Source organism: Pedobacter sp. AW31-3R, from assembly GCF_052180285.1.
GTDB lineage: Bacteria > Bacteroidota > Bacteroidia > Sphingobacteriales > Sphingobacteriaceae > Pedobacter.
In genome coordinates this window covers 2,542,529-2,564,988 of the sequence record NZ_CP197475.1, presented here as the reverse complement: position 1 = coordinate 2,564,988, position 22,460 = coordinate 2,542,529, and the positions used below count along the sequence as shown (strand labels likewise).

Sequence of the window (22,460 nt, the reverse complement as noted above, 5' to 3'; positions counted from 1 at the left end):
TCCTTAGTCCGGGCCCAATGAATACAGCCCGAGGACAGGAGGAAGAAGAAGAGGTAAAACGGATTATTTCTCTGATTGCAGATGATTTACCAGAGGAAGAAAGCAGCAAAAATATGGACTTTCTAACAAACCTATCAGACGATCTTAAATTCTATAAAACCCACAAAATCAACATCAATAAAACGACACCTGAAGTTTTAAAGGACATACCATTTCTTTCTGCTGCACAGGTCGCCAATCTCTTCCGGTATCTCCGCAAAAATGGGAAACTGATCGACTTAATGGAGTTACAATCGGTGCCTGGGTTCGACACTTCCACCATCGAAAAACTCCTTCCCTTTCTCAGCCTGGAACAGGAAACAGAATACAGCCGGCTGAAGTTTTCTGACCTGTTGAAAAAAGGAAACCACGAGTTGTTCAGCCGCTATGCGCAGGTGCTTGAACAGCAAAAAGGATATACCGACTTACCGGGAAGCAGATATCTGGGAAGCCCCCAGAAACTGTTGTTCAAATACAGGTATAGAATGGGCAACACCATCAACGCCTCCCTCTTGTTTAAAAAAGATGCCGGGGAAACTTTCTTCAGCGGGAATAACCGGACAGGTTTCGACTTCGTATCGGGCAGCCTCCTGTTAAAAAACGCCGGCCCTTTCAGCAGACTGGTGATAGGAGATTACAGCCTGCAGTTTGGCCAGGGCATCTCGCTCTGGTCAGGCTTCTCCCTTGGCAAAGGAGCGGACGTAGCAGGACTCGCAAAGAAACAATCCGGCCTCGGCAGCTATACCTCAGGAAGTGAGCACAGCTTTTTCAGGGGTCTGTCAGTAAATTTTAAACTATTAAAAATCATCAACTTAACACCTTTTATATCCTTAAGAAATTTAGATGCAAACCTCACACAAAACCAAGATCAGGAATGGATCAGCACAGGACTCAGCAGTAGCGGACTACACCGCACGGCATCAGAAATCGCCGGCAAGGGAAGCCAGCGCCTGCTCTTCTATGGATTAGTTGCAGAGCACCACAGCAGGGCATTCAGCGCTGGCATTATCCTTAACTACTCTCAATACAAACACCCCTTCAGCACCGGAAATCCACTCTACAAAAAACACCAGTTCAGCGGAACATCGCTCAGCATCGCAGGCTTCCATTACAACTACAGTTACCGCAACAGCTACCTTTTCGGAGAGTGCTCAAAAAGTCTTCCCGGAGGAATGGCTTTCCTGAATGGCATCATGGCCAGTTTGAGTCCCGGCGTATCGGCCGTGGTGCTTTACCGCAACTATGCGAAAGACTACCACAACTTCTATGCGCAGGCACTTGCTGAAGGTGAGGTCAACAATGAACGTGGGATTTACGTAGGGATAAACATCAGGCCGGCATCAAAATGGCTGTGCTCCGCCTACCTCAACACTTTCCAGTTGCCCTGGCTCAGGTACAGAATCGATTTCAGCTCCTCTGGGAGCGAATTAATGACCCAACTAACTTACACCCCATCCAAATCATTTAAAGCCCAGCTAAAGCTTAAAACAAAGCAAACAGCACAAAACACAGACGAATATCTTCCCTTCAATTCAGCGGAGCAGGTTAAAAAGGACAATTGCCGGATCGGAATCACCTGGAAGCTGAACAGGGAAATCAGTTTGGAGCACCGGGCGGAACTCACACGTTACCAAAAAAGTCCGTCACCAGCAGAAACCGGCTACTTGGTTTACCAGGATATCTCCTATACCCCTCCATCCTCCCGCATCAGCGGCAACCTGAGAATTGCCGGATTCCACACCAGCTCTTACAACAGCAGACTGTACGCCTATGAGGACGATGTCCTGTACGCATCATCCTCCGGACTTTACTATGGAAAAGGAATGCGGACCTATCTGAACCTGAAATTACGCATCACCCGCAAACTGCATGGCTGGTTGAAATATGCGCTTTCTGTTTACGGGGAACAGGAGCGTATCGGAAGCGGACTTGACGAAATCCAGGGACATCAAAAGTCTGAATTGAAAGCACAGCTCAGGTACCAGTTCTGATGGATATGCGGCATCAATCCCCCTCCATGTTCGCCGTTATTTTACTGCCTTTTGCCTGCGGAATCTGGGTTTCAGATTCCGCCCATTTTGCCAAACTAAATTTGGTTCAGGGGTATTTAGCATTTTTAATATTTATTTTATTACTGACAATCAATTCATTATACAAAACACTTAAAGTATACCATTACAAACATATTATTGGACTACTGTTTCATTTTTTCTTTTTCAGCTTTGGATGCTGGCTTTCCATCCTGCATTATGCTCCAGGGCATCCCCATTATTTCTGTCCTATCCCCGGAGATTTTTTACTAATAAAAATAGCAAACGAACCATTGCAACAGAATGACATCACGAGGTTCGAAGCGAGGGTACTTCAGGTTTACCCGACAGGTGTAAACAAAAAAACGACCCCGAAAAGCAAGGGATACCTTGGAATCCAATGTACAGGTCATTTACTGGTCGCCCTTAAAACAGACAGCCTTCATCCGGCTTCCCCACGGTATGGAGAACTGTATCTCATTCCGGCAAAATACAAAACACCTGATCCTCCTTTTAATCCTGGCGAGTTCGATTTCAAATCCTGGCTCAGCAGAAAGCACATTCATCAGCAGACCTTCCTTCGCCAACAACAGCTGGTCTTGTGCGGAGAAAACAAAGGCAATCCTGTTATCCGCTTTTCATTGGCCCTGCGCCAGCGGCAACTTGCGGTATACCGTAAACTGATCAAGGACGATGAAGCTTTCGCTGTTGCCGCTACACTGTTGCTGGGTTACCGCTCAGACCTAAGCGCGGACACCCTCTCCGCTTATTCAAAGACAGGAACCATCCATGCGCTTTCGGTTTCCGGTATGCATGTCGGCATTATCTACCTCGTTATAGAATGGGCTTTACAGCTCCTTAACCGTTGCAGGGGATTAAAAATTGTAAAAGCAGTATTGATCCTGCTACTCATCTGGTGCTACACCGTCCTTACCGGATGTTCGGCATCTGTACTTCGTTCAGCGATTATGTTATCTGCTTTTGTTGTCGCAAAGTCATGGAATAAAAACACCAACAGCTATAACATCCTTGCATTTTCTGCCTTTGTACTGTTGTTATCCGAACCCCAATTACTTTGGGATGCAGGCTTCCAGCTTTCCTATTTGTCCGTATTCGGCTTAATCTGCCTGCAGCCGAAAATTCAGGGACTACTGCACATTAAATGGAAATTTCTGGAAAAGCTATGGGGTCTGATTTGTTTATCGCTGGCTGCTCAGACCACGACTTTCCCCTTCAGCATTTACTACTTCCACCAATTCCCGGTATATTTTATCATCAGTAACCTGTTTATTGCAGTCCCCATGACTTTACTGATGTACCTGGGGATACTGGTTTTACTGCTCCGGATACAATGGATGGCCGGCATCTTGGAATGGCTGATTGTATTTACCAACCGGGGACTTCATTTCCTATCGCAACTCCCCTACTCTACCGCGGATGGCATCTGGATCAATAAGACAGAATTGGTTTTGCTGTGTCTTTTTATTACCCTCCTGATCAGCAGCCTGGTGGCTAGGAGTAAATTTCAGTTCATCATTGCCACAACGTTGCTCCTGTTGCTGGAAGTCCATCTGGCGTATGACAGGATCATTCTTTCACACCAGCAGAAGATCATCCTGTTTTCCCTGAACAGGAATTACGCCATTGCTTTTATATCAGCCGACACCGCCGTAGTGATCACCGGTTTGAAACAGGATGAAAAAAGCTTTAAATTCTTCATTCAGCCCGCGCTGGACCAGTTAAACATACGGCATGTGAGTTGCATTCCTTCCGGAAGAGATACGGTCACGAGTAATTTGCAGATCCAGGGCCACCAGCTGCGTTTTAAACGCTTCACTATATTGCGCGTGGATAAGGCGTTCAATTCTTTAAAAATTGCTCACCGCCCTCTATTTGATGCGGTATGGATACAGCACAATCCGCACCTTCAACCAGGCGACTTACAAAATGAGGTGGGTCTTAAGCAACTGTGGATTGATGCGACCAATACAGACAAATGGATGAAAAGGTTTCAGCAGAATTCCCGCAGCATTGCTCCGATAGTTTTGAAAAAGAGAAAGGCCAGGGTAATTTCCTTCAGGATTGGAAAGTTGAGGCCATAAAAAAATATCATTCTTAGGTTTACGGTTCCTAACTGATTCTGACACGGAAGCAGCTAACACCTACAGACAGGCATGGTACATCGTTCGGGTGGCTGCGACCTGGGTGCGTACTGAGTCCGACCTGAGTCCGACTAAAAACAACTAGTTGAAAAAGGTCGGACTCAGGTCGGACTCAGCACGAAGTCAACACGGACCTACCCCAATGCGTCTCCGAACTGTGTCTTCTCCTATTATAGCTATACCATGTTTATAATTAATTGTAAAATAGTTATACAGATTAAAATGGTATTCCTAAATGACTTATACAAGTTGTCTTATCCAGGCATAAAACTGCCGTCCCAATTCATCATCACATTTTTAAAGAATCAGCATATTGTGATTTCATCCTATTCCCGCCACTATTTGTGACAGTTTTTGCAGGTACTATAATGACAGCTATAATCGCAATAAGAAAATTATCTGTTCGATGTTAAAAATCAGGCACGCTTTTTATACTAAAAATTCATTTAATCAGAAACAATGGCAATTGCGATGAATACAGAAGAATATAAAAAACAGTTTACAACAGAAGACACTCCCGGATGGCAGGCCATTGACAGTCAGTTAGACAAGCTTTATGGCAACGCAGAACCACGCCACTACCCTCCTTTATGCGGACTCCACTATATGGCCGGCGGCACCGACCCTATAGATGGTGCAAGTATTTACGACAGTGATCACCAAACCTTCCATCGCCATATTGTTAGCTACGGAATGAGCGAATTGTATTATAACGCCGAGAAAGCCGGCGGAGAATTCAGCAAATGGGGTTTTGAATTTACTTTCCGACTGTCTCCCTATAAAGGAGATGAAAATGATCCGCTCTGGGCAGTACAGGTGATGAACAACCTTGCCCGCTATGTATTTTCGAGTGGTAAATGGTTCGAAGAAAATCACTTTATTCCGGCCAACGGACCAATAAGACTGGATACGGAAACGGAAATTACCGGTTTTGTGTTTGCGCTGGATCCGGAACTCGGTAAAATCGAGACAGTCCACGGTGAACTAAGCTTCCTGCAATTGGTGGGTATCACCAACACTGAAGTAGAACTACTGAAGCTAAATCCAACAACAGATGCCGTAAAAGAACTGATTACAACTTTAACACAGCAGAATCCATTATTGATAACTGACCTCAGCAGAAAATAAAAAGATAGCTAAAAATAATTGAGCCTATGTCGATGCACGCTATAGAGGATCTGGTTGAAGAAACCGCACATTTGGTAGACAGATCGGTAAACTTTGATTTAAATACAAAACGAAACCTGTTGTACAATATGTACCGCCTGCAGGAAATGTTTGATACCAGCTATACCCATTTCCGGGTAATCGATATTTTACTTGGGAATCATTTTGTGTATCAGATAACGCCAGCCAGCTATCCTCAGCTCAAGCTAGCCACCACGCTTCCTACCGATGGAAAAAACGGCTGGGTAAATGATGCCGATGGAAATACGATTGCCTATGCCCTGAACGACAATGGAACAGTGAATTTATACGCTGATGCCGGAAGTCAGCTTTGGAAGCACTTATGCGAAATGGATATCCTTCCAAAAGCAGACCATCAAAGTCCGCAAAAACTTCCGGTGACACAAACCGTTAAGACACTCATGCTCGAAGCAGCGCAACAGCAGGAAACCACTTTATTGAAACAATGGTATAGTTTCCTGGCTAATGCGATATTAGAAGGGGATTTTGGTGAAACAGAAGGTATTCCAACCACCTTCCCAGACTTATTAAAAGATGATGATTTTACTGAGCTTCGTGATTTAGCAGTACGAAATGAGGTCAGCCAGCAGCAAAGCCGGAGAAGAAGCGACGATTACCTGTCTTTTCCTGGGTTGAAGGTTAACCTGATGAGTGCGAGCGGAATAGAAGAAATTTACAGGACTCGCTACCTGCTTGACCTTTCAAAAAGCAGCGCAAAACTGGAAGACGCATACCGGAAAGAACTGCTGGCTACAGCGCAGGGGCCAGAAAAGATAAAACTGATACAACCGGTAATCCATCACTACCTGGCGCCATTGGGTTGGAATTATGTAGAGATTATCCCTGATAAAAAGTGGCTATGGTATCAGGACATTGCCGATGAAAAATATAATGGACCGGGGCATCGCCAGTTTATCCAGGTGGAACTGGATGTGCAGGAAAAGACCTTGTTTTGCAAATTGGCCCTGCAGCACAGCCTTATTCTCAAGTGGCAGGAGAAGAAGGTTACACTTTTACCTGAAGACTGGCATTTCTTCTACGAACTCAGTGGGTGGTTACCCGATGAATTCAGGGATAAGAATAAGCATTTGAGTGATTGGGGCAGCTGGAAGGTTGATTTAAAACAGTCGGAAAAAATACTCAGGAGCCATCTGGAAAATCTGGTTGAAGCGTTAAAAATATCCGATTACTTTGAATTTTTACAAACTGAATTTCCCGGGGAATTCTCGACCCGCGATCCGCAGCAGGTGTTGCATTTGCTGGAGGAAGGGGAAGGAGAATTTGGTATTATTCCCAGATATGTGGTGTTCGACAGTAAAATCACCACCTTAATAGCCTTCGCCAAATGTTATATGGAAAAGAATGACAGCAAAAACGCAGAAAAAATGGTCAATCAGATCAGGGAAATTGCTGAAAACGAGCGTGTGAATCCATTGCAAAGGAAAGTGGTGATTGATCCCATATTACATCAGTGGAAAGAAAAGAGGGAAGTGTGGTTTCCACCGGTATGGCAAAATTTCCTGTATCAATCCTTGAGAGAAAAGGAAGATAAGGCAAAACAGTTACAAGGATAAATCTTATATTCCCCTCCACTAAACTTAAACAGTCACTCTTTATGACAACAGAATTGGTTTTATACAGCGTTAAAGACCGGATAGCCACCATAGCTATCAATCGTCCAGAAAAGCGGAATGCGCTAAATCCTGAACTCGTCAAATCACTCACCGAGAGTTTACTGCGTGCATCTGACGATGAAGAGGTAAAAGTGATCATCTTAAAGGCTACAGGGAATACGTTCAGTGCCGGTGCAGACCTGGCTTACCTCCAGCAGTTGCAATACAATACACATGAAGAGAATGTAGCAGACAGTGAAAACCTGAAAACCTTATTTACTACTATTTACTACCTTCCAAAAGTAGTGATCGCACAGATTGAGGGTCATGCCATTGCCGGAGGATGTGGCCTGGCGACAGTATGTGACATCAGCTTTGCTGTTCCGGAGGCAAACTTTGGCTATACCGAAGTTAAACTGGGTTTTGTCCCTGCCATTGTATCCTGCTTCCTGATGCGCAAGACTGGGGAAACCATAGCGAAAAAACTTCTCCTTACCGGAGAATTGTTCCCTGCAGAACAGGCATTAGCCTATAATTTGATTACCTATGTAACAAACAAGGAAGAAATCAGTCAGAAGGTATGGGAATTTGCAATGGACTTATGCAATGGAGCATCAGGAAATGCGTTAATGGTAACGAAACAGCTCATCGGACAAACAACAAATCCTTTATTGGATAAAAGTCTTGAGCTCGCGGTACAGATCAATGCAAGGGTGAGAGAAAGCGATGATTTCAAGCGGGGAATCGCTTCATTTATTAACAAAGAGAAAATTAACTGGTAAGCGGATCAATACCATACCCAGGACCTATCCTATCAAAGCATTATCCTATCAAAGAATTATTACATACTAGACAAACTATTTACAAGAGTTACTATTAATTGATACTAAAAAACAGAAAACATGATAAAATCTATTAAAACTACTGTTATCGCAGCAATACTCATGACCAGTGCAGTGATTGCCTATGCTCAAAAAAAGGTTACAGAAGGAACGCTTACTTATGGAATGGCCTATGAACTGAGCCCGGAACAATCTTCACTGGAAGGGCAGCTTCCTTCGGAAACCAAATTAAAATTCAACGGTAACCTGTTAAAAATCGGGATGTCCCAGGGACCTGCAACCATTACCATTATATCAGATGGGATTTCAAAAGAAGGCCTGGTACTCGTTGATATCCCTGTCATGCAGAAACAGTATGCCGTTAAAACGACCAAAGAAGACAATGAGCAAACCATGGGGCCAACACCTAAACTAAGCGATTTCAAAGCTACGGGAGAGAAACAAAAAATAGGCACCTATGAAACAGAAAAATACACTTATAAAGATGATAAAGGTGCCGCTCTTGAACTGTGGGCAACGAAAGACTTGATATTGCCTGAAGGCATTATCGGGCAACAGTTTAAGGAACTTAATGCAACACCCGTAAAATATACCACGGTACAGAACGGCGTAAAAACAACGCTGACGCTGAAAGAGCTAAAAGAAGAAAAGGTAGGTCCAATATCCCTGACCGTACCTTCAGCTTATGAAATGACAACGATGGAAGCCTTAAGGTCAATGGGCGGCGGTCAGTAGCATACGAAACTATTTTTACAAAATCAGGAGTTTTTAATTCGCAGCTTTTCATTAATTTTGCCGCAATGTTAAAAGCCCTGATTTTTTTTGCCCGATTTTTTGTATTGTGGTTGTTATTCTTTCTGCTGGACAGGCTTATATTTATAGGGATCAACCTGGAACAGCTGAAAAACAGTTCTGCAACGGAGATCCTTGCCTCCTGTTATTACAGTCTGCGCCTGGATTTATCGATGGTTGCCTATATGGCTGTAGCCCCTATTTTGTTCTTCCTGTTTTTCTTTTTCATTCCCCTAAAAAAGAAAGTTCCGTTTTCATGGATCAGCGTTTATAATAAGGTATTGGTGGTAATTTTCAGCATCCTGGGTGTTGCCAACTTTAACATTTACCGGGAATGGGGAAGTAAGATCAATGCCAAGGCATTGGGTTTTGCCATTACTTCACCCAATGAAGCTATTGCCTCCAGTGCCTCCTCTCCTGTTTTTCTTAGTCTTTCCGTTTTAGCTGTTTTAATCTGTGCGGGACTTGCGCTGAATAAATGGCTGACCTTAAAAAATATTGAACTCCGCCCCTCCCCTGTACTCCTGAAATTATTCTTTGCGGTATTGCTGGTAGGTGTTAATTTCCTGATGATCCGTGGTGGACTGGGGGTTTCCCCAAATAACCAGAGTATGGCCTATTACTGCGATGTACCTATTTTAAATCATGCTGCCGTCAATACGGAATGGGGATTGGTTTCCAGCATCCTCGCCAATAAACGTTCCAGCAACAATCCGGATTTGTATTTCCCGAATGATGAGGCCGAAAAAATCGTGAAGGACCTGTATGCCGTTGAAAAAGATTCTACAACCCTGGTCCTTAAAACCAAACGGCCGAATGTTGTCGTGATCATCATGGAAAGTTTTACGGCCGACCTGACCAAAACCCTGGGAAATGAAGACGGGATTACCCCTAACTTGGACAGGATGATGAAAGAAGGGATATTATTCAGCAATATTTATTCAACAGGGAACCGTACCGATAAGGGAATCATTGGTACCCTGGCAGGTTTCCCCAGCATAGCGGCAGAGAACATTGTGAAATGGCCGGAGAAACTGGAAAAGATTCCTGCCATTTCCCAGACTTTTGCAAAAAACGGATACCAGACCTCTTTTTTCTACGGAGGGGAATCAGAATTCGAGAATTATAAGGTATTTATTATGAGCCACGACTATCAGCTGCTGGTGGATAAAAACAGCTTTGCCAGCAAAGACATGAACTCCAAATGGGGAGCCTATGACGGTGTAGTGTTTAACAGGCAGCTACAGGAACTGAACAAGACAAAAGAGCCTTTCTTTTCAACACAGATGACCCTTACCAATCACGAGCCTTTTGAAGTACCCGGAAAGCCTAAATTCGGGAATAAAGACAACGTCGAAAAATTTAAGAGTACGGCCTTTTATACAGACTCCTGCCTGAATTCCTTTTTGATGGAAGCAAAAAAACAACCCTGGTATAAAAATACACTCTTCATTTTTGTGGCCGACCATGGGCATATTCTCCCGAAAATCCGTCAGGAAGTGTATGTTCCCCAACGTTATCATATCCCATTGCTGTTTTTTGGGGATGTCATTAAAGAGGAGTATAAAGGAAAACGATTTGACCAGGTAGGCAGCCAGATTGATATTGCCTCTACCCTGCTGCACCAGCTGGATATGGATGCGAAACCTTTTATCTGGAGCAAGAACTTATTGAACCCCTATACCAAAGCCTTCGCGTGGTTTAGCTGGGACAATGGAATGGGTTTTATAGATCACAAACAATGTGTTACATTTGATAATATTGGAAAAATGGTATTATATAATGATCAGCCAAAGGATGTAAAGTATTCAGATACACTTAGCAGGAACGGAAAAGCGTACTTACAATCGGTTCACCAGCATTTTATTGGCTTGTAATCCTTCTAAAAAACAAGCATTATCGCTATATTAGGCCGGAAAAGCAGTTTATTGACCATCTTATCTCTTAAAAGAACGAATTAAGCCTTAGGAAAAGACAAAAAAACCAAAACCAACCCAAACATATTTCTGAAAAACTTAAATACGACAAATGAAACCTAAAAACCTATTATTTAAATTGACCCTTGCTGTATTTATTTATAGCTTTTGTCCCGCCACCTATGCCCAGAATCGTGGAGAGGTCAACTGGACAAAGGATGGCAATGGATATTATTTAACTGCCAATGGGGAGATTACAATAATTACCCTCCCGAAGAATGAACAGAAAACGCTGATTGGCCGTAACCTGCTTACGCCAAAAGGAGCTTACCAGCCACTGGCGATTAAAGACTTTGTACTTTCTCCGGATGGAACCAAAGCACTGATTTATACGAATAGCAAGAAAGTATGGCGTTACGAAACCCGTGGCGATTACTGGGTGGCTGACCTGACCGCTAATACCCTGACACAGATTGGGAAAGATAAACCGGCATCATCCCTGATGTTTGCCAAATTCTCTCCAGATGCCACAAAGGTTGCCTATGTGAGCGGCCATAACCTGTATGTAGAAGATATTAACGGAGCAAATGGTAAGGCACTGACTACGGATGGTACCGACCGCCTGATCAATGGTACTTTCGACTGGGTGTACGAGGAAGAGTTTGACTGCCGTGACGGATTTCGCTGGAGTCCTGATGGTGCTTCTATTGCCTACTGGCAACTGGATGCCAGGAAGATTAAAAACTTCCTGATGATCAATAACACAGATTCAATTTACCCTTTTACCATTCCTGTAGAATATCCAAAAGTTGGTGAGAATCCTTCAGCCTGTAAAATTGGTGTGGTTGATATCAATACTGCACAGACCAACTGGGTACAGGTACCAGGAGACAATATCCAGCATTATATCCCAAGGATGGACTGGGTACCCAATACCAGCGATATCATTTTACAACAGCTGAACAGGGAACAAAATACCAGCAGGATCTTCGTGGCCAATACCAAATCGGCCGAAGTAAAAAACATCTATACCGAAACGGATAAGGCATGGATTGATGCCGCCAGCCCATGGCAGTGGATCAATAATGGAAAGGAGTTTATGTGGGTAAGTGAGAAAGACGGATGGAAACATACCTACAGAATCAGTAAGGATGGTAAAAAACAAACTTTGATTACCAAAGGAAACTATGATGTGATCGAGAGCAGTCTGGTGGATGAAAAGAACAATACTTTTTATTTTATGGCTTCCCCCACAAATGCGACACAACGTTACCTGTATAAAACAAAGCTTGATGGTAAGGGTAAATTAGAAATGGTGACCCCTTCTATTTTACCGGGAACCCATAGTTATGATATTTCTCCCAATGGATTGTATGCCATCCACATGTATACCAGCGTGAATGTAAGACCTCTTACGGAATGGATGAGAATGACTTCAGGGAATCCTTTTACGATGGAAGGAAGTATCACCAACCAGCTCGCCAGAATACAGCCGCCGAAAAATAAAATTGAGTTTTTCAAAGTGAAGACCGAAGATGGTACTGAGCTGGATGGCTGGATGAAGAAACCAGACAACTTTGACCAGACAAAAAAATATCCGGTTGTGTTTTATGTGTATGGTGAACCTGCCAGCCAGACCGTAACCGATACCTATGGCACTGGAAACAACCGTTTATATGCCGGAGATATGGCTAAAGACGGATATATCTATATTTCTATTGAAAACCGTGGAGCACCTGCACCGAAAGGCCGTGAATTCCGCAAGAGCATTTATAAGAATATCGGTTTACTGAACATCAAAGATCAGGCAGATGCTGCCAAACAAATCATCAAATGGCCTTTTGTAGATAAAGACAGGGTTGCCGTTTGGGGCTGGAGCGGTGGCGGATCGTCTACCCTGAATCTTATGTTCCAGTATCCTGAGATTTATAAGACAGGTATCGCTATAGCTGCCGTGGGCAATCAGCTTACGTATGATAATATTTATCAGGAACGTTATATGGGACCTCCGCTAACCACGAAAGAGGTTTACATTAAAGGTTCACCTATTACTTATGCTAAAAATCTGCAAGGTAATTTATTGTATATCCATGGTACAGGTGACGACAATGTTCATTACCAGAATGCAGAAATGCTGATTGATGAATTGATTAAAAACAAAAAAGTGTTCCAGCTGATGTCATACCCTAACCGTACGCACAGCATCAGTGAAGGAGAAGGAACAAGAGAACATCTCGCGCTTACTTACACCAGGTTCCTGCAACAGTTTTGTCCTGCAGGAGGAAAATAAATCTGGAGTCGGCCTACCGGACGACACCATACCAGAAAGAGGCCGTATCATTCATGAAACTGAGCCTCTAAGAATTGAATAGTTGAAAATGCTCCAGTCAGGGGTACGAGTAAAAACAACCAGAAAGAGGCTAATCATGATTTAATGATATAGCCTCTTTCTGGTATGGGATGAAAGCTAAAACTGAATTAAACTTCGGTATTCATATAATTCTTGTAACTTTGTTGCATTGATGAAGATTCAACAGCAAAAGCAAGCGCAATTGTTATCCCCCCTAGGGAAATTATCCCAAAGCATTGGAGCCCTGCTGCTGTTGCTGCTTTTCCTAAGTGTATCGCTAATTGAAATCTTTCATCACCATGAAAGCCAGGAATTTATTCAGACGATTAGCCAGATAAACCATACGGTTGGTCATGATCTCAAAAACAATCGCGAGAAAACCTTCTCTTCTTCTGTAGAAAAATGCAAGCTATGTGAAATGATGAAACATAGATCTGTACATTTTTATATTGCTCAAGTTGACATGGCTATCCTGATCCATCCGCTGATCAAAAAGGAAACATCTCTTTTTCATGTACAATCAAGCAGCGGTTTTATATTGCAATGTGCCAATAAAGGGCCACCTGCAATTTTCGGTCAGCACTGCTAATCCGCAGCTGCCCACCGTATTTCCCCGTATTTATTTGAAATTCAACGCTTCCTGCCGGTTGCGCATTCCTATATTGTAATTTTTTTTATGCTTCAAGCAATATCCTTATCAAAGCATTACCAGGGCCATGTGGCACTGGATGATCTTAACCTGCAAGTGAAACCCGGAGAAGTATTTTGTCTGTTAGGACAAAATGGTGCGGGCAAAACCACCACGATCAATTTATTTCTCGGATTCATTGCCGCGACCTCCGGAAAAGTGATGATTAACCATTCGGAAGTTAAGCCAGGCGCAGCAGATACCCGTAAACATCTGGCCTATATCCCCGAAGTGGTGATGTTATACGGTAACCTTTCTGCCATAGAAAACCTGGATTATTTTAGTCGCCTGGCTGGGTTCAGTTACGATACACCGCGTCTCATCGTTTTCCTTTTACAATGCGGACTACAGGCCGAGGCCCATCAGAAACACCTGGCCGGGTTTAGCAAGGGGATGCGGCAAAAAGTAGGTATCGCTATTGCACTGGCAAAAAATGCAGATGCGATATTGATGGATGAGCCGACCAGCGGACTTGACCCTAAGGCAACCGACGAATTCACCGCGCTGGTGAAAAATCTTGGTGAACAGGGTAAATCTGTCCTGATGGCGACGCATGATATTTTTAATGCAGTAAATGTAGGTACCCATATTGGCATCATGCGTAAGGGTAAATTGATCCATACCCTGAATGCGAGCGATATCAATGCTGTCGATCTTCAGAAATTATACTTACAAACGATTTAACAGCGCGCTCCGCAATGAAATTATACGCTACAAGGCCATATAAAAACACCTTATTTAAATTGACCTCCACGCTGGCTGTGGTGTTGTTTTTTACCTTCCATGCTTACGGACAAACGAAAGTAAGTGGACATGTGAGCTCCGGGAAATACAATCCCTTAAAAAATGCAACGGTCAGGTTGAAAAATGGCAGGGATGTACTGAATACTTCCAGCGACTCCTCAGGCAGGTTTCAGCTGCTGCTGCCAAAAACTGGAACCTACACCCTGACCATAAGTGCAATTGGTTACCTCCCCTACCACCAGGAACTGCCTGTGCAGAGCAATGCCGACCTGAAGCTTGATACGATTGTCCTGTCCGCTACCAACGAAGAACTTCAGACAGTGGAAATTGTGGGGACAAAAGCAAAAAAATACTTCAGTGATTATTCTTTTTCGGCCACCAAGACCGCTGCCTTGAATAAAGATATACCGCAGTCGATTTCTACGGTCTCTAAGGAATTAATCAACGACAGACAGGCCGCCACACTGGTCGATGCGGTAAAAAATGTGGCAGGGGTATCACAGAGCAGTTTCTACAACCAGTTTGCCATCCGCGGTATCAACCAGAATCAGGAAGGTGCGATTATCAACGGGATGCGGACACACCAATACTTCTTCAACCAGCCACTCACGAACAATCTGGAACGGGTGGAAGTGATCAAAGGCCCTGCGAGTGCTACATTTTCCAGTGTAGACCCCGGCGGGAGTATCAATATGGTCACTAAAAAGCCGCTGACGGAAGACAGGAAACAAATCAGCATCACCACGGGCAGCTTCAGCACCATGCGGGCGGCACTGGATTTCACGGGCCCCTTGAATGAGGAGAAAACCTTGTTGTATCGCCTGAATGTGGGTTATGAGGACAGCAAAAGCTTCAGAGACCTGCAGTACAAAAAAGCGTACCTGATCTCCCCTTCATTCTCTTATGTACCCAATGACAAGACCAGTATCAATGTAGAGCTGGTGATGAACAACAGCAAGTCCAGGTTAGACCGTGGACAGGCCATATTCGGTGCCATTGCAGGGAAAACGGATTTAAACAGCACGCCAATAAGCTTTAACATGGGTGGCAGTAACGATTACTTCATCAGCCAGGATCTAATGCTCATGAGCAACCTGTCCCATGCATTGACTAAAGACATTGTATTCAATGTGGCCTATATGAAACAGGCATGGACAGAAGATCTGCTGGAGCACCGTACCACAAATGCCTTCGGGGTAGAGGAAAACAACCTTGCCATTCCAACCCTTGCTGCAATGCGTGCGGTACAGCGTCAGCAAAAATGGGATACCGATAACCTGAGTACTTATTTCAGCATCAATGCCAAAACTGGTCCGGTCAAACATAAGATAGTTGCGGGTTACGATTTAATCACCACCCGGAAACAACGAGGTGGCGGAGAAAACAGTGCTGCGGGCTATCGTTTAAAAGATGGCACCATCGCATCCAGATATGATCCTGCTAAAAAAGACCTTTACCTTTTCAGTACAGTCAACGGCATCACAGCGCCGGTACCCAACGTAGATCACTTTAACCTGGCTACGCCCAGCTATACCATCCGCAACTTAAGCGATTATGTATTCAGCAAAACTGAAATCCCACCTGCCTACTCCCTTGTGAATGCGGTATACCTCCAGGACCAGCTCAGCTACGGTAAACTAGGGTTAACCCTGGGGCTCAGACAGGAATGGTATGAAGACTACAGCAATTACAAGCAGCTCAGCGAGAAAAAAATTTCCCGCCAGAAGCTGCTGCCCAGATTAGGAATGACCTATGCCCTTAGCCCTAACATCAATGTTTATGGTACCTACCTGGAAGGTTACCAGCCACAGGGCAACACCTCCAACCTTGTCATTGTACCTCCACCGGCCGGCACCAACTACAAACCCCTGGAAAGTGATTTAAAGGAGATCGGTGCAAAATCGGAATGGCTCAACCGTACCCTGATGGTTAGCTTCTCCCTTTTCGAGATCAACCAGAAAAACCTGTTGCTGAATGCAAACGATCCGGTAGACGTGAACCTGCTGGTAGAACGCGGGGCGCAGAGAAGCAGGGGTATAGAGCTCGAGGCTTCAGGTTTTATCCTTCCGCAATGGCAATTCAACCTGGGCTACAGTTATGTTGATGCGGTGGTGATACAGGACAACGATGCGGCCTTAATTGGCAGCCGCGTTCAGAATACACCGAAACATAGCGGCAGCATATGGACCAGGTATGACCTCCGGGAAAACAGGTTATTTAAAGGTATAGGTTTTGGTGCAGGAGTACAGTATAGTGGGGATAAGCTGCCTTTATATATCAGAAATTTCACTCTGCCTGCCTACACCATTGCAGATGCCGCAATATACTACTCGCCTGCAAAAACAAAAGTACAGCTGGCGATGAACGTCAACAATGTTTTTAACAAGACCTACTGGGTGGGTGCACAAAATTACCTTCGCTTATTTCCCGGCACGCCCAGAAATGTAATGTTTAATGTAACCTATAGGTTCTGATCAATTGATAACCATGAAGACACTATTTATAATATCCTGCAGGACCTGGAAAACGGCCTTTCAAAACAGGGCCACTTTAATACTCACCATCATTCTTGGTCTGGCATTGGGTGTGGCGACCTTAATTGGCTGGCAGAATTTCAATATCCAGCAGGCACAGCGTTTAAAATACAAGGAAATTGTCCGACAAAAATGGCTTTCCAAACCGGATAAACACCCCCATAGGATGGCGCACTATGGTTACCTGGCTTTCAGGGACAAACATGAACTTAGTTTTTTTGATTTTGGTATAGAAAGTTTTGCCGGCGTTTCCATTTTCCTTGAAGCACATAAGCAGAACACCGTAAATTTCTCTGAGGCAGGATTTTCCAATGGCATGCTGCGGTTCGGAGAAATGAGTGTAGCCATGGTGCTGCAATTACTGGTGCCCCTGCTGATTTTCTTTCTGGGGTACAACAGTATCTCCGCAGAACGGGAAGCAGGCACATTAAAGATCCTGTTGTGTCAGGGAGTCAGCTGGCGGGAGCTGCTTTCCGGCAAGGTCCTGGGCATCATTGGTGTCAGCTTCAGCCTGTTTATCCCCGTCATCCTCCTGACCATTGTCCTTTGGGCGGCCTTAAGCAACTGGCAGGTATCGGCAGATGCCGCGATCCGGCTATGCTTGTTGATCAGCGCGTATGCGGTCTACTTTATTATTTGTTCCGGTATCGCTGTCCTGGTTTCCGCCTTTCATCAATCCTCTAAAGCGGCATTGACCACACTCCTTGTTTTATGGGTAGTGTTCACTATCGTGATGCCGAGAATTACCCAGGCCATTGGAGTGAAGGTTTACCCCTCCCCTTCAAAGATTGAATTTACAGCGGCAATTGCGTCAGATTTACAAAAGCAGGGCGACAGCCATAATCCTGACGATCCGCATTATGCTCAATTCAAAGCCGATGTACTGAAAAAGTATAAGGTAGATGAGGTGCAAAAACTCCCTTTCAATTACGGCGGTTATGTGATGGCAGAAGGAGAACGGATTTCTGCAGGCATCTATAATCAGCACCAGGGCGAACTGAATAAAATATATGAAGCCCAGAATAGCTTTGCTGTTGCCGCAGGTTATTTCAATCCCTTTCTCGCGATAAAAAACCTATCGATGGCACTGACGGCATCCGACTTCAATACCTATATGGATTTTCAGCAGCAGGCGGAAGCCTACCGTTACCAGCTTGCCCAGCACATGAACCAGCTACAGATTGAAAAAATAAGCAACAAAAAGCATGGGGAGAAGGAAAAAGCAGCCAGCATCAGTCATACCCACTGGGCGGAACAGCCGGATTTCCAGTATGTATTTAAACCGGTGAGTTGGGTTATTGCCGGACAGATGAGCACGATGCTTTCTTTATTGTGCTGGTTTGCGGTAGTCGTGGCGGCATTGGCAATCTCATCCAGATGGATTAAAACCTTATAAACAGCAATCATGATTAAAAATATATATCAATTAGAATTTAATATCTTCTTCAGAAGTAAGGCTGCCTGGGTCGGGATCCTGATCCTGCTCCTCAGCGGTGCCGGAGGATTGTATTTTGGCAAAGAATTTATAGCGGAGCAACGGATAGTCATTGAAAAGGCAGGAAAGCTTCAGGAACAGCATATCGCTAAAAATCTGAAGTACCATGGCAAAGACCTGGGACTGCTCCTTTTTTATAACAAATTCATTATTGCGAATACTCCGGATAACTGGGCCGCTTTTGCGAATGGCCAGCGGGATATCAACCCCTATCTCCTATCCGTAACCATCCTTGGCCTGGAAGGGCAGCGTTATGATACCGACCTGAACAACCCAACTACCTTACTGCTGGGGAACATGGACATGGCCTTTGTCATCGTTTTCCTGTTTCCACTCGTCATCATCGCATTTACCTATAACCTCCTTTCCGCAGAACAGGAATCGGGTGTATGGGGACTGGTCAGGTCGCAATCGCCGGTTCCTGTGCAAATCATATGGCGCAAGCTGGTTATCAGGATCGTCATTATCTTCGGTGTGCTGCTGGTGTTGCTGGGTAGTGCCGTGATTTATCTCCAGCTCGCCTTAGACCTGCGCTTTTTCCTGGTAGGCTTGCTGATCAGTTTATATCTGCTATTCTGGTTCAGCCTATCCTTTTGGGTAATTTCAAGGGGCAAGTCCTCGAACCACAATGCAGTCAGCCTGATTGCTTTCTGGGTAGTGCTGAATATCATTTCTCCTGCCCTGTTAAATGTATGGCTCACGCAGCAATACCCGGTTCCTGAAGCCCTGGAGAACGTTGTGAAACAACGGGAAGGATACCATGAAAAATGGGACCTTGATAAAAGCGTTACTATGGACAAGTTTTACGCACACTATCCGCAGTTCAAAAAATACCCTTTTCCGGCTGATCTCACTTTCAGCTGGTACTGGTACTATGCCATGCAGCAGATGGGGGACGATGAAGCGGGAGCCAGCTCGGACAGAATGGCTGAAAAACTACATCAGCGCCAGAATTTCACACAAATAAGCACCTTATTGTTACCAGGAATTCAGGCACAACTTGGTTTAAATAGTCTTGCGGGTTCTGACCTGCAAAATCAACTCGACTTTCAGCGTGCCGTCAGTATCTACCATGAAAAGTTACGCTTACAGTTTTATCCGGTCATTTTTAGCGGGGGAACAGCAGAAAGCATAGACTGGAAGCAATTCCATCCTGAACATTACAGCAGTTATACAACAGCTACCGTCGTACAGCATATCTTATCCATAACCATCATTGCACTGGCACTGTGGGGATGCGGCCTGTACAACTTCAGGAGAAAAACAAGCTTATTGTAATCGCCATGATTTCACACTGTCTATTTCATCAGAATATAATTGCCTTTTAAAGGTGATGAAGTGATCATAAGCTTATTCATTACGGTTTGTAAGCGGTAATCTTATGATGGTTTCATTGCACTCAGGAGAGGCTGTATCAAATTAGATGATGCAGCCTTTTTTATTTTAATAAGTTTTGTACCATCTCTGGACACCAACGCGTTCATTTGCATTTTAGTCATCTGATTTTGAAAAAGGTCAATGAAACAGCTCTTTTAGGCTGCTTTTTTTCTGATATTTTGTGCAATTGCGAGTAAGCCCCATTCGATGGCCACTTTTTCCTTTCCACGGAGCCTAAAGCGGCGGAACCCGTGGTTCTGTTTGATATTTCCGAAGACAGGTTCTACATCATAACATCGTTTCTTTCGCCGCTGTATTCCTTCTTCGCTGTTCAGCTTTTCGAATGCGTTTTGCTTAAGCCTGTTCAGGTTTTCATTGATTTCAATGATGCGGTTCTCTTTTGATTTATGGCAAACTGCTCTCATAGGACAGTTTTCACAATTCCTTGCCTGGTATCTTTTAAGGGTTTGCTTAAAGCCTGTTGTCGTCTTTTTTGTGTAAGACCCGATTGACAGCATTTGCTGGCCCATTGGGCAGATATAACAATCCTGCTGCTGGTTATAAAAAAGCTTGTCTGCCCCAAAAGGAGATTTGCTGTTGTACTTACCCTTCTGCTGTTTATCGAACATGCCATATTTCACAAAAGCCTCAACTTTCTGATCTTCCAGCAGTTGGTAGTTTTCCTCAGAACCATAGCCTGCATCTGCTGTAAGTTTCTTTGGTGCTTTTCCAAAGCTGCTTACGTGTTGTTCCAGGTGGATCTTCAGGGTAGTCGTGTCGGTTGGGTTGGGATGTATCGTGTAATTGACGATAAACTGGTTAGAGGTAGATATCTGTACATTATAGCCGGGCTTCAGCTGTCCGTTTTTCATGTGGTCTTCTTTCATCCGCATGAAAGTAGCATCTGTATCTGTCTTGCTATAACTGTTTCTCTCGCCCAAAATAGCCTCCTGAGCTTCATATCTGGCTATATTCTGCGGATAATTTTTAGTTACATAATTTAGCTTATCCTTCACTTTCTTGTCTATATCTTTCCGCCCGGCAAGCTTTTCATTCAGCTGCTCTACAGCTTGCTTTACCTTCTCACTATCAATCTGTTTAAAATCAGGCGGCTCAGGCATCTTGTCTTCATCACTGGCCACCTGTTGCGCATATTCCCAAATGTGGGTCAGCTGCTTTTTCATTTTTTCCTTATTGGTCTGAATGGATTTCTTCCAGACAAAAGTGTACTTGTTGGCACTGGCTTCGATCTTAGTCCCGTCGGTATTGATTTCCTCAATGCTTAATAAGCCTTCAGCGGCAAGTAGTTTTACCACATCCTCAAATACACTGCGAAGGGCATGTTTCAGGCGTACACCCCGGAAACGGTTGATGGTATTGTGATCTGGGTAGCTCATGGAGCTCAGCCACATAAAGTAGATGCTTTCACGGCAAGCGGCAGCCAGCTTACGGCTCGAATAGATATTGGTGAGATAACCATAAACCAGAACTTTAAGCAAAAGTTGGGGATGATAGCTGGAACTGCCTTTAATGTGGTAGGCTTTTAGAAGAGGTTCTATACTAATCTTATTAATCACCTCATTTACAACTCTAACAGGATGGGAATCAGGAATTAATTCATCAAGAGTGGGCGGGATGGCAAGAATCTGCTGTTGGTTATAGGGCTTAAATACGGGTTCTCTGATTGCCATATCTAGTGTGTTTTAATACATTAAATATATGAAAATCAAATAATTGAGTCAATAGCGCTGCGAAAAAATGTTATAAAAAATAAGCAGAGACAGAAGCTATAAATAAAAAAAGAGGCTGATCATGATTTATGATACAGCCTCTTTTTTCGTTTTAGCAAAGGTCAGCTGAGACATTTTCTTCAAAAAATCATTTTATTTTTTCCCTTTTTGTTTTTTGCCAGACAAAAAAAATGTCCTTCGATACACCGTAATTGCGTTTAAAGGCTGCAAAGGGCTATTCCATAAAAATTTAGTGCCGAAGATCACTTTTTTCCACGTTTCAGATCACGGTACAGCAGTTTAACCTACCCTACATTTGAGGTATCAAAACAACGATAAAAATTCAAAAGTTATGAAACGTTTAAGCACAAACACTCGAAAAACACCAGCTTACTTAACCCGTATTTTAACAGTTCTTATCATATTAGGGATTAGTGCAACCAGTAAAAATGTAATGGCACAGACTGCCTACCATGAAGCAGAAGGAAGCCAGATCACAGTAAACGGATCATCCAACATCCACGACTGGACGATGACTTCAAAAACTGTAAACTGCGATGCAAGTATAGTTGTTAAAGGCGATCAGATCTCAGATATTTCTGCACTGGCTGCATCTATCACAGTAACGACTTTAAAAAGTAAAGACAAGTCGCTTGACTCAAGAGCTTACAAAGCATTGGAAGCAGAGAAATTCAAAACCATCAATTTCAAATTAACCGATGCAGCTGTATCAGGCAAAACAATCAAAGCTACAGGTAATTTAACCATCGCTGGCAATACTGTACCGGTGACCATTGTATCGACTTATACTGTAAGCGGAGGCGTAATCAGCATTAAAGGAACTCAGAAAATCAAATTTAGCCAGTTTAAACTAAAAGCCCCTTCATTTATGCTTGGAGCCATGAAAGTAACTGATGATCTGACTATAGACATCCAGCTGAAATTAAAAGGCTAAAACAA

The 22,460-nt window shown here is 43.8% G+C and carries 15 protein-coding genes; 14 read left to right on the top strand and 1 reads right to left on the bottom strand.

Features of this window, described 5'->3' with window-relative positions:
• The first annotated feature begins 17 nt into the window (after positions 1–17).
• The 13 genes from ACSBL2_RS10520 (at position 18) to ACSBL2_RS10460 (ending at position 19,671) form a co-directional block, all read left to right on the top strand.
• A complete protein-coding gene (locus tag ACSBL2_RS10520; protein ID WP_442591648.1) occupies positions 18–2,030 on the top strand; it encodes a helix-hairpin-helix domain-containing protein in 2,013 nt (670 codons plus the stop codon).
• Positions 2,030–4,171: a ComEC/Rec2 family competence protein gene (locus ACSBL2_RS10515; protein WP_442591647.1), complete on the top strand. Its 2,142-nt coding sequence runs from the start codon at positions 2,030–2,032 to the stop codon at positions 4,169–4,171. The genes ACSBL2_RS10520 and ACSBL2_RS10515 overlap by 1 nt, the downstream gene beginning before the upstream one ends.
• Positions 4,172–4,702: 531 nt before the next feature.
• Positions 4,703–5,359 carry a suppressor of fused domain protein gene (locus ACSBL2_RS10510; protein ID WP_442591646.1) on the top strand — a complete coding sequence of 219 codons (657 nt, stop codon included), beginning with the start codon at positions 4,703–4,705 and terminating at the stop codon, positions 5,357–5,359.
• A 26-nt stretch (positions 5,360–5,385) separates the two neighbouring features.
• The gene (locus ACSBL2_RS10505) at positions 5,386–6,993 is read left to right on the top strand and encodes a hypothetical protein (protein ID WP_442591645.1); all 1,608 of its coding nucleotides are present in this window, start codon (positions 5,386–5,388) and stop codon (positions 6,991–6,993) included.
• A gap of 41 nt (positions 6,994–7,034) precedes the next feature.
• Entirely contained in the window at positions 7,035–7,814 is a 780-nt protein-coding gene (locus ACSBL2_RS10500; protein WP_442591644.1) for an enoyl-CoA hydratase/isomerase family protein, read from the top strand.
• A gap of 120 nt (positions 7,815–7,934) precedes the next feature.
• A complete protein-coding gene (locus tag ACSBL2_RS10495) occupies positions 7,935–8,609 on the top strand; it encodes a DUF4412 domain-containing protein (protein ID WP_442591643.1) in 675 nt (224 codons plus the stop codon).
• A 65-nt stretch (positions 8,610–8,674) separates the two neighbouring features.
• On the top strand, positions 8,675–10,543 hold the full coding sequence (locus tag ACSBL2_RS10490; RefSeq protein ID WP_442591642.1) for an LTA synthase family protein: 1,869 nt from the start codon (positions 8,675–8,677) through the stop codon (positions 10,541–10,543).
• Positions 10,544–10,694: 151 nt separating this feature from the next.
• Positions 10,695–12,872 (top strand): S9 family peptidase, encoded by a 2,178-nt coding sequence (locus ACSBL2_RS10485; protein WP_442591641.1) that lies wholly within the window; start codon positions 10,695–10,697, stop codon positions 12,870–12,872.
• A gap of 232 nt (positions 12,873–13,104) precedes the next feature.
• Positions 13,105–13,521, top strand: a complete 417-nt coding sequence (locus ACSBL2_RS10480; RefSeq protein WP_442591640.1) for a hypothetical protein — start codon at positions 13,105–13,107, stop codon at positions 13,519–13,521.
• A gap of 87 nt (positions 13,522–13,608) precedes the next feature.
• Positions 13,609–14,304, top strand: a complete 696-nt coding sequence (locus tag ACSBL2_RS10475) for an ABC transporter ATP-binding protein (RefSeq protein ID WP_442591639.1) — start codon at positions 13,609–13,611, stop codon at positions 14,302–14,304.
• Between the two features lie 14 nt (positions 14,305–14,318).
• Entirely contained in the window at positions 14,319–16,838 is a 2,520-nt protein-coding gene (locus ACSBL2_RS10470; protein ID WP_442591638.1) for a TonB-dependent siderophore receptor, read from the top strand.
• A 13-nt stretch (positions 16,839–16,851) separates the two neighbouring features.
• Positions 16,852–18,294: a DUF3526 domain-containing protein gene (locus ACSBL2_RS10465; RefSeq protein ID WP_442591637.1), complete on the top strand. Its 1,443-nt coding sequence runs from the start codon at positions 16,852–16,854 to the stop codon at positions 18,292–18,294.
• 9 nt (positions 18,295–18,303) lie between these two features.
• Positions 18,304–19,671 (top strand): DUF3526 domain-containing protein, encoded by a 1,368-nt coding sequence (locus tag ACSBL2_RS10460; RefSeq protein WP_442591636.1) that lies wholly within the window; start codon positions 18,304–18,306, stop codon positions 19,669–19,671.
• Between the two features lie 254 nt (positions 19,672–19,925).
• On the opposite strand, the gene ACSBL2_RS10455 is transcribed toward ACSBL2_RS10460, so the two are convergent.
• Positions 19,926–21,461, bottom strand: a complete 1,536-nt coding sequence (locus tag ACSBL2_RS10455; RefSeq protein WP_442591544.1) for an IS1182 family transposase — start codon at positions 21,459–21,461, stop codon at positions 19,926–19,928.
• A gap of 391 nt (positions 21,462–21,852) precedes the next feature.
• Here ACSBL2_RS10455 and ACSBL2_RS10450 point away from each other — a divergent pair, with 391 nt between their 5' ends.
• Positions 21,853–22,455: a YceI family protein gene (locus ACSBL2_RS10450; RefSeq protein ID WP_442591635.1), complete on the top strand. Its 603-nt coding sequence runs from the start codon at positions 21,853–21,855 to the stop codon at positions 22,453–22,455.
• The last annotated feature ends 5 nt before the right edge of the window (positions 22,456–22,460 follow it).

What these genes read in the sequence shown, in the direction of transcription:
- ACSBL2_RS10520 (WP_442591648.1), top strand. Translation starts at nt 18, where the DNA reads ATGAATACAGCCCGAGGACAGGAGGAAGAAGAAGAGGTAAAACGGATT.
- ACSBL2_RS10515 (WP_442591647.1), top strand. Translation starts at nt 2,030, where the DNA reads ATGGATATGCGGCATCAATCCCCCTCCATGTTCGCCGTTATTTTACTG.
- ACSBL2_RS10510 (WP_442591646.1), top strand. Translation starts at nt 4,703, where the DNA reads ATGAATACAGAAGAATATAAAAAACAGTTTACAACAGAAGACACTCCC.
- ACSBL2_RS10505 (WP_442591645.1), top strand. Translation starts at nt 5,386, where the DNA reads ATGTCGATGCACGCTATAGAGGATCTGGTTGAAGAAACCGCACATTTG.
- ACSBL2_RS10500 (WP_442591644.1), top strand. Translation starts at nt 7,035, where the DNA reads ATGACAACAGAATTGGTTTTATACAGCGTTAAAGACCGGATAGCCACC.
- ACSBL2_RS10495 (WP_442591643.1), top strand. Translation starts at nt 7,935, where the DNA reads ATGATAAAATCTATTAAAACTACTGTTATCGCAGCAATACTCATGACC.
- ACSBL2_RS10490 (WP_442591642.1), top strand. Translation starts at nt 8,675, where the DNA reads ATGTTAAAAGCCCTGATTTTTTTTGCCCGATTTTTTGTATTGTGGTTG.
- ACSBL2_RS10485 (WP_442591641.1), top strand. Translation starts at nt 10,695, where the DNA reads ATGAAACCTAAAAACCTATTATTTAAATTGACCCTTGCTGTATTTATT.
- ACSBL2_RS10480 (WP_442591640.1), top strand. Translation starts at nt 13,105, where the DNA reads ATGAAGATTCAACAGCAAAAGCAAGCGCAATTGTTATCCCCCCTAGGG.
- ACSBL2_RS10475 (WP_442591639.1), top strand. Translation starts at nt 13,609, where the DNA reads ATGCTTCAAGCAATATCCTTATCAAAGCATTACCAGGGCCATGTGGCA.
- ACSBL2_RS10470 (WP_442591638.1), top strand. Translation starts at nt 14,319, where the DNA reads ATGAAATTATACGCTACAAGGCCATATAAAAACACCTTATTTAAATTG.
- ACSBL2_RS10465 (WP_442591637.1), top strand. Translation starts at nt 16,852, where the DNA reads ATGAAGACACTATTTATAATATCCTGCAGGACCTGGAAAACGGCCTTT.
- ACSBL2_RS10460 (WP_442591636.1), top strand. Translation starts at nt 18,304, where the DNA reads ATGATTAAAAATATATATCAATTAGAATTTAATATCTTCTTCAGAAGT.
- ACSBL2_RS10455 (WP_442591544.1), bottom strand. Translation starts at nt 21,461, where the DNA reads ATGGCAATCAGAGAACCCGTATTTAAGCCCTATAACCAACAGCAGATT.
- ACSBL2_RS10450 (WP_442591635.1), top strand. Translation starts at nt 21,853, where the DNA reads ATGAAACGTTTAAGCACAAACACTCGAAAAACACCAGCTTACTTAACC.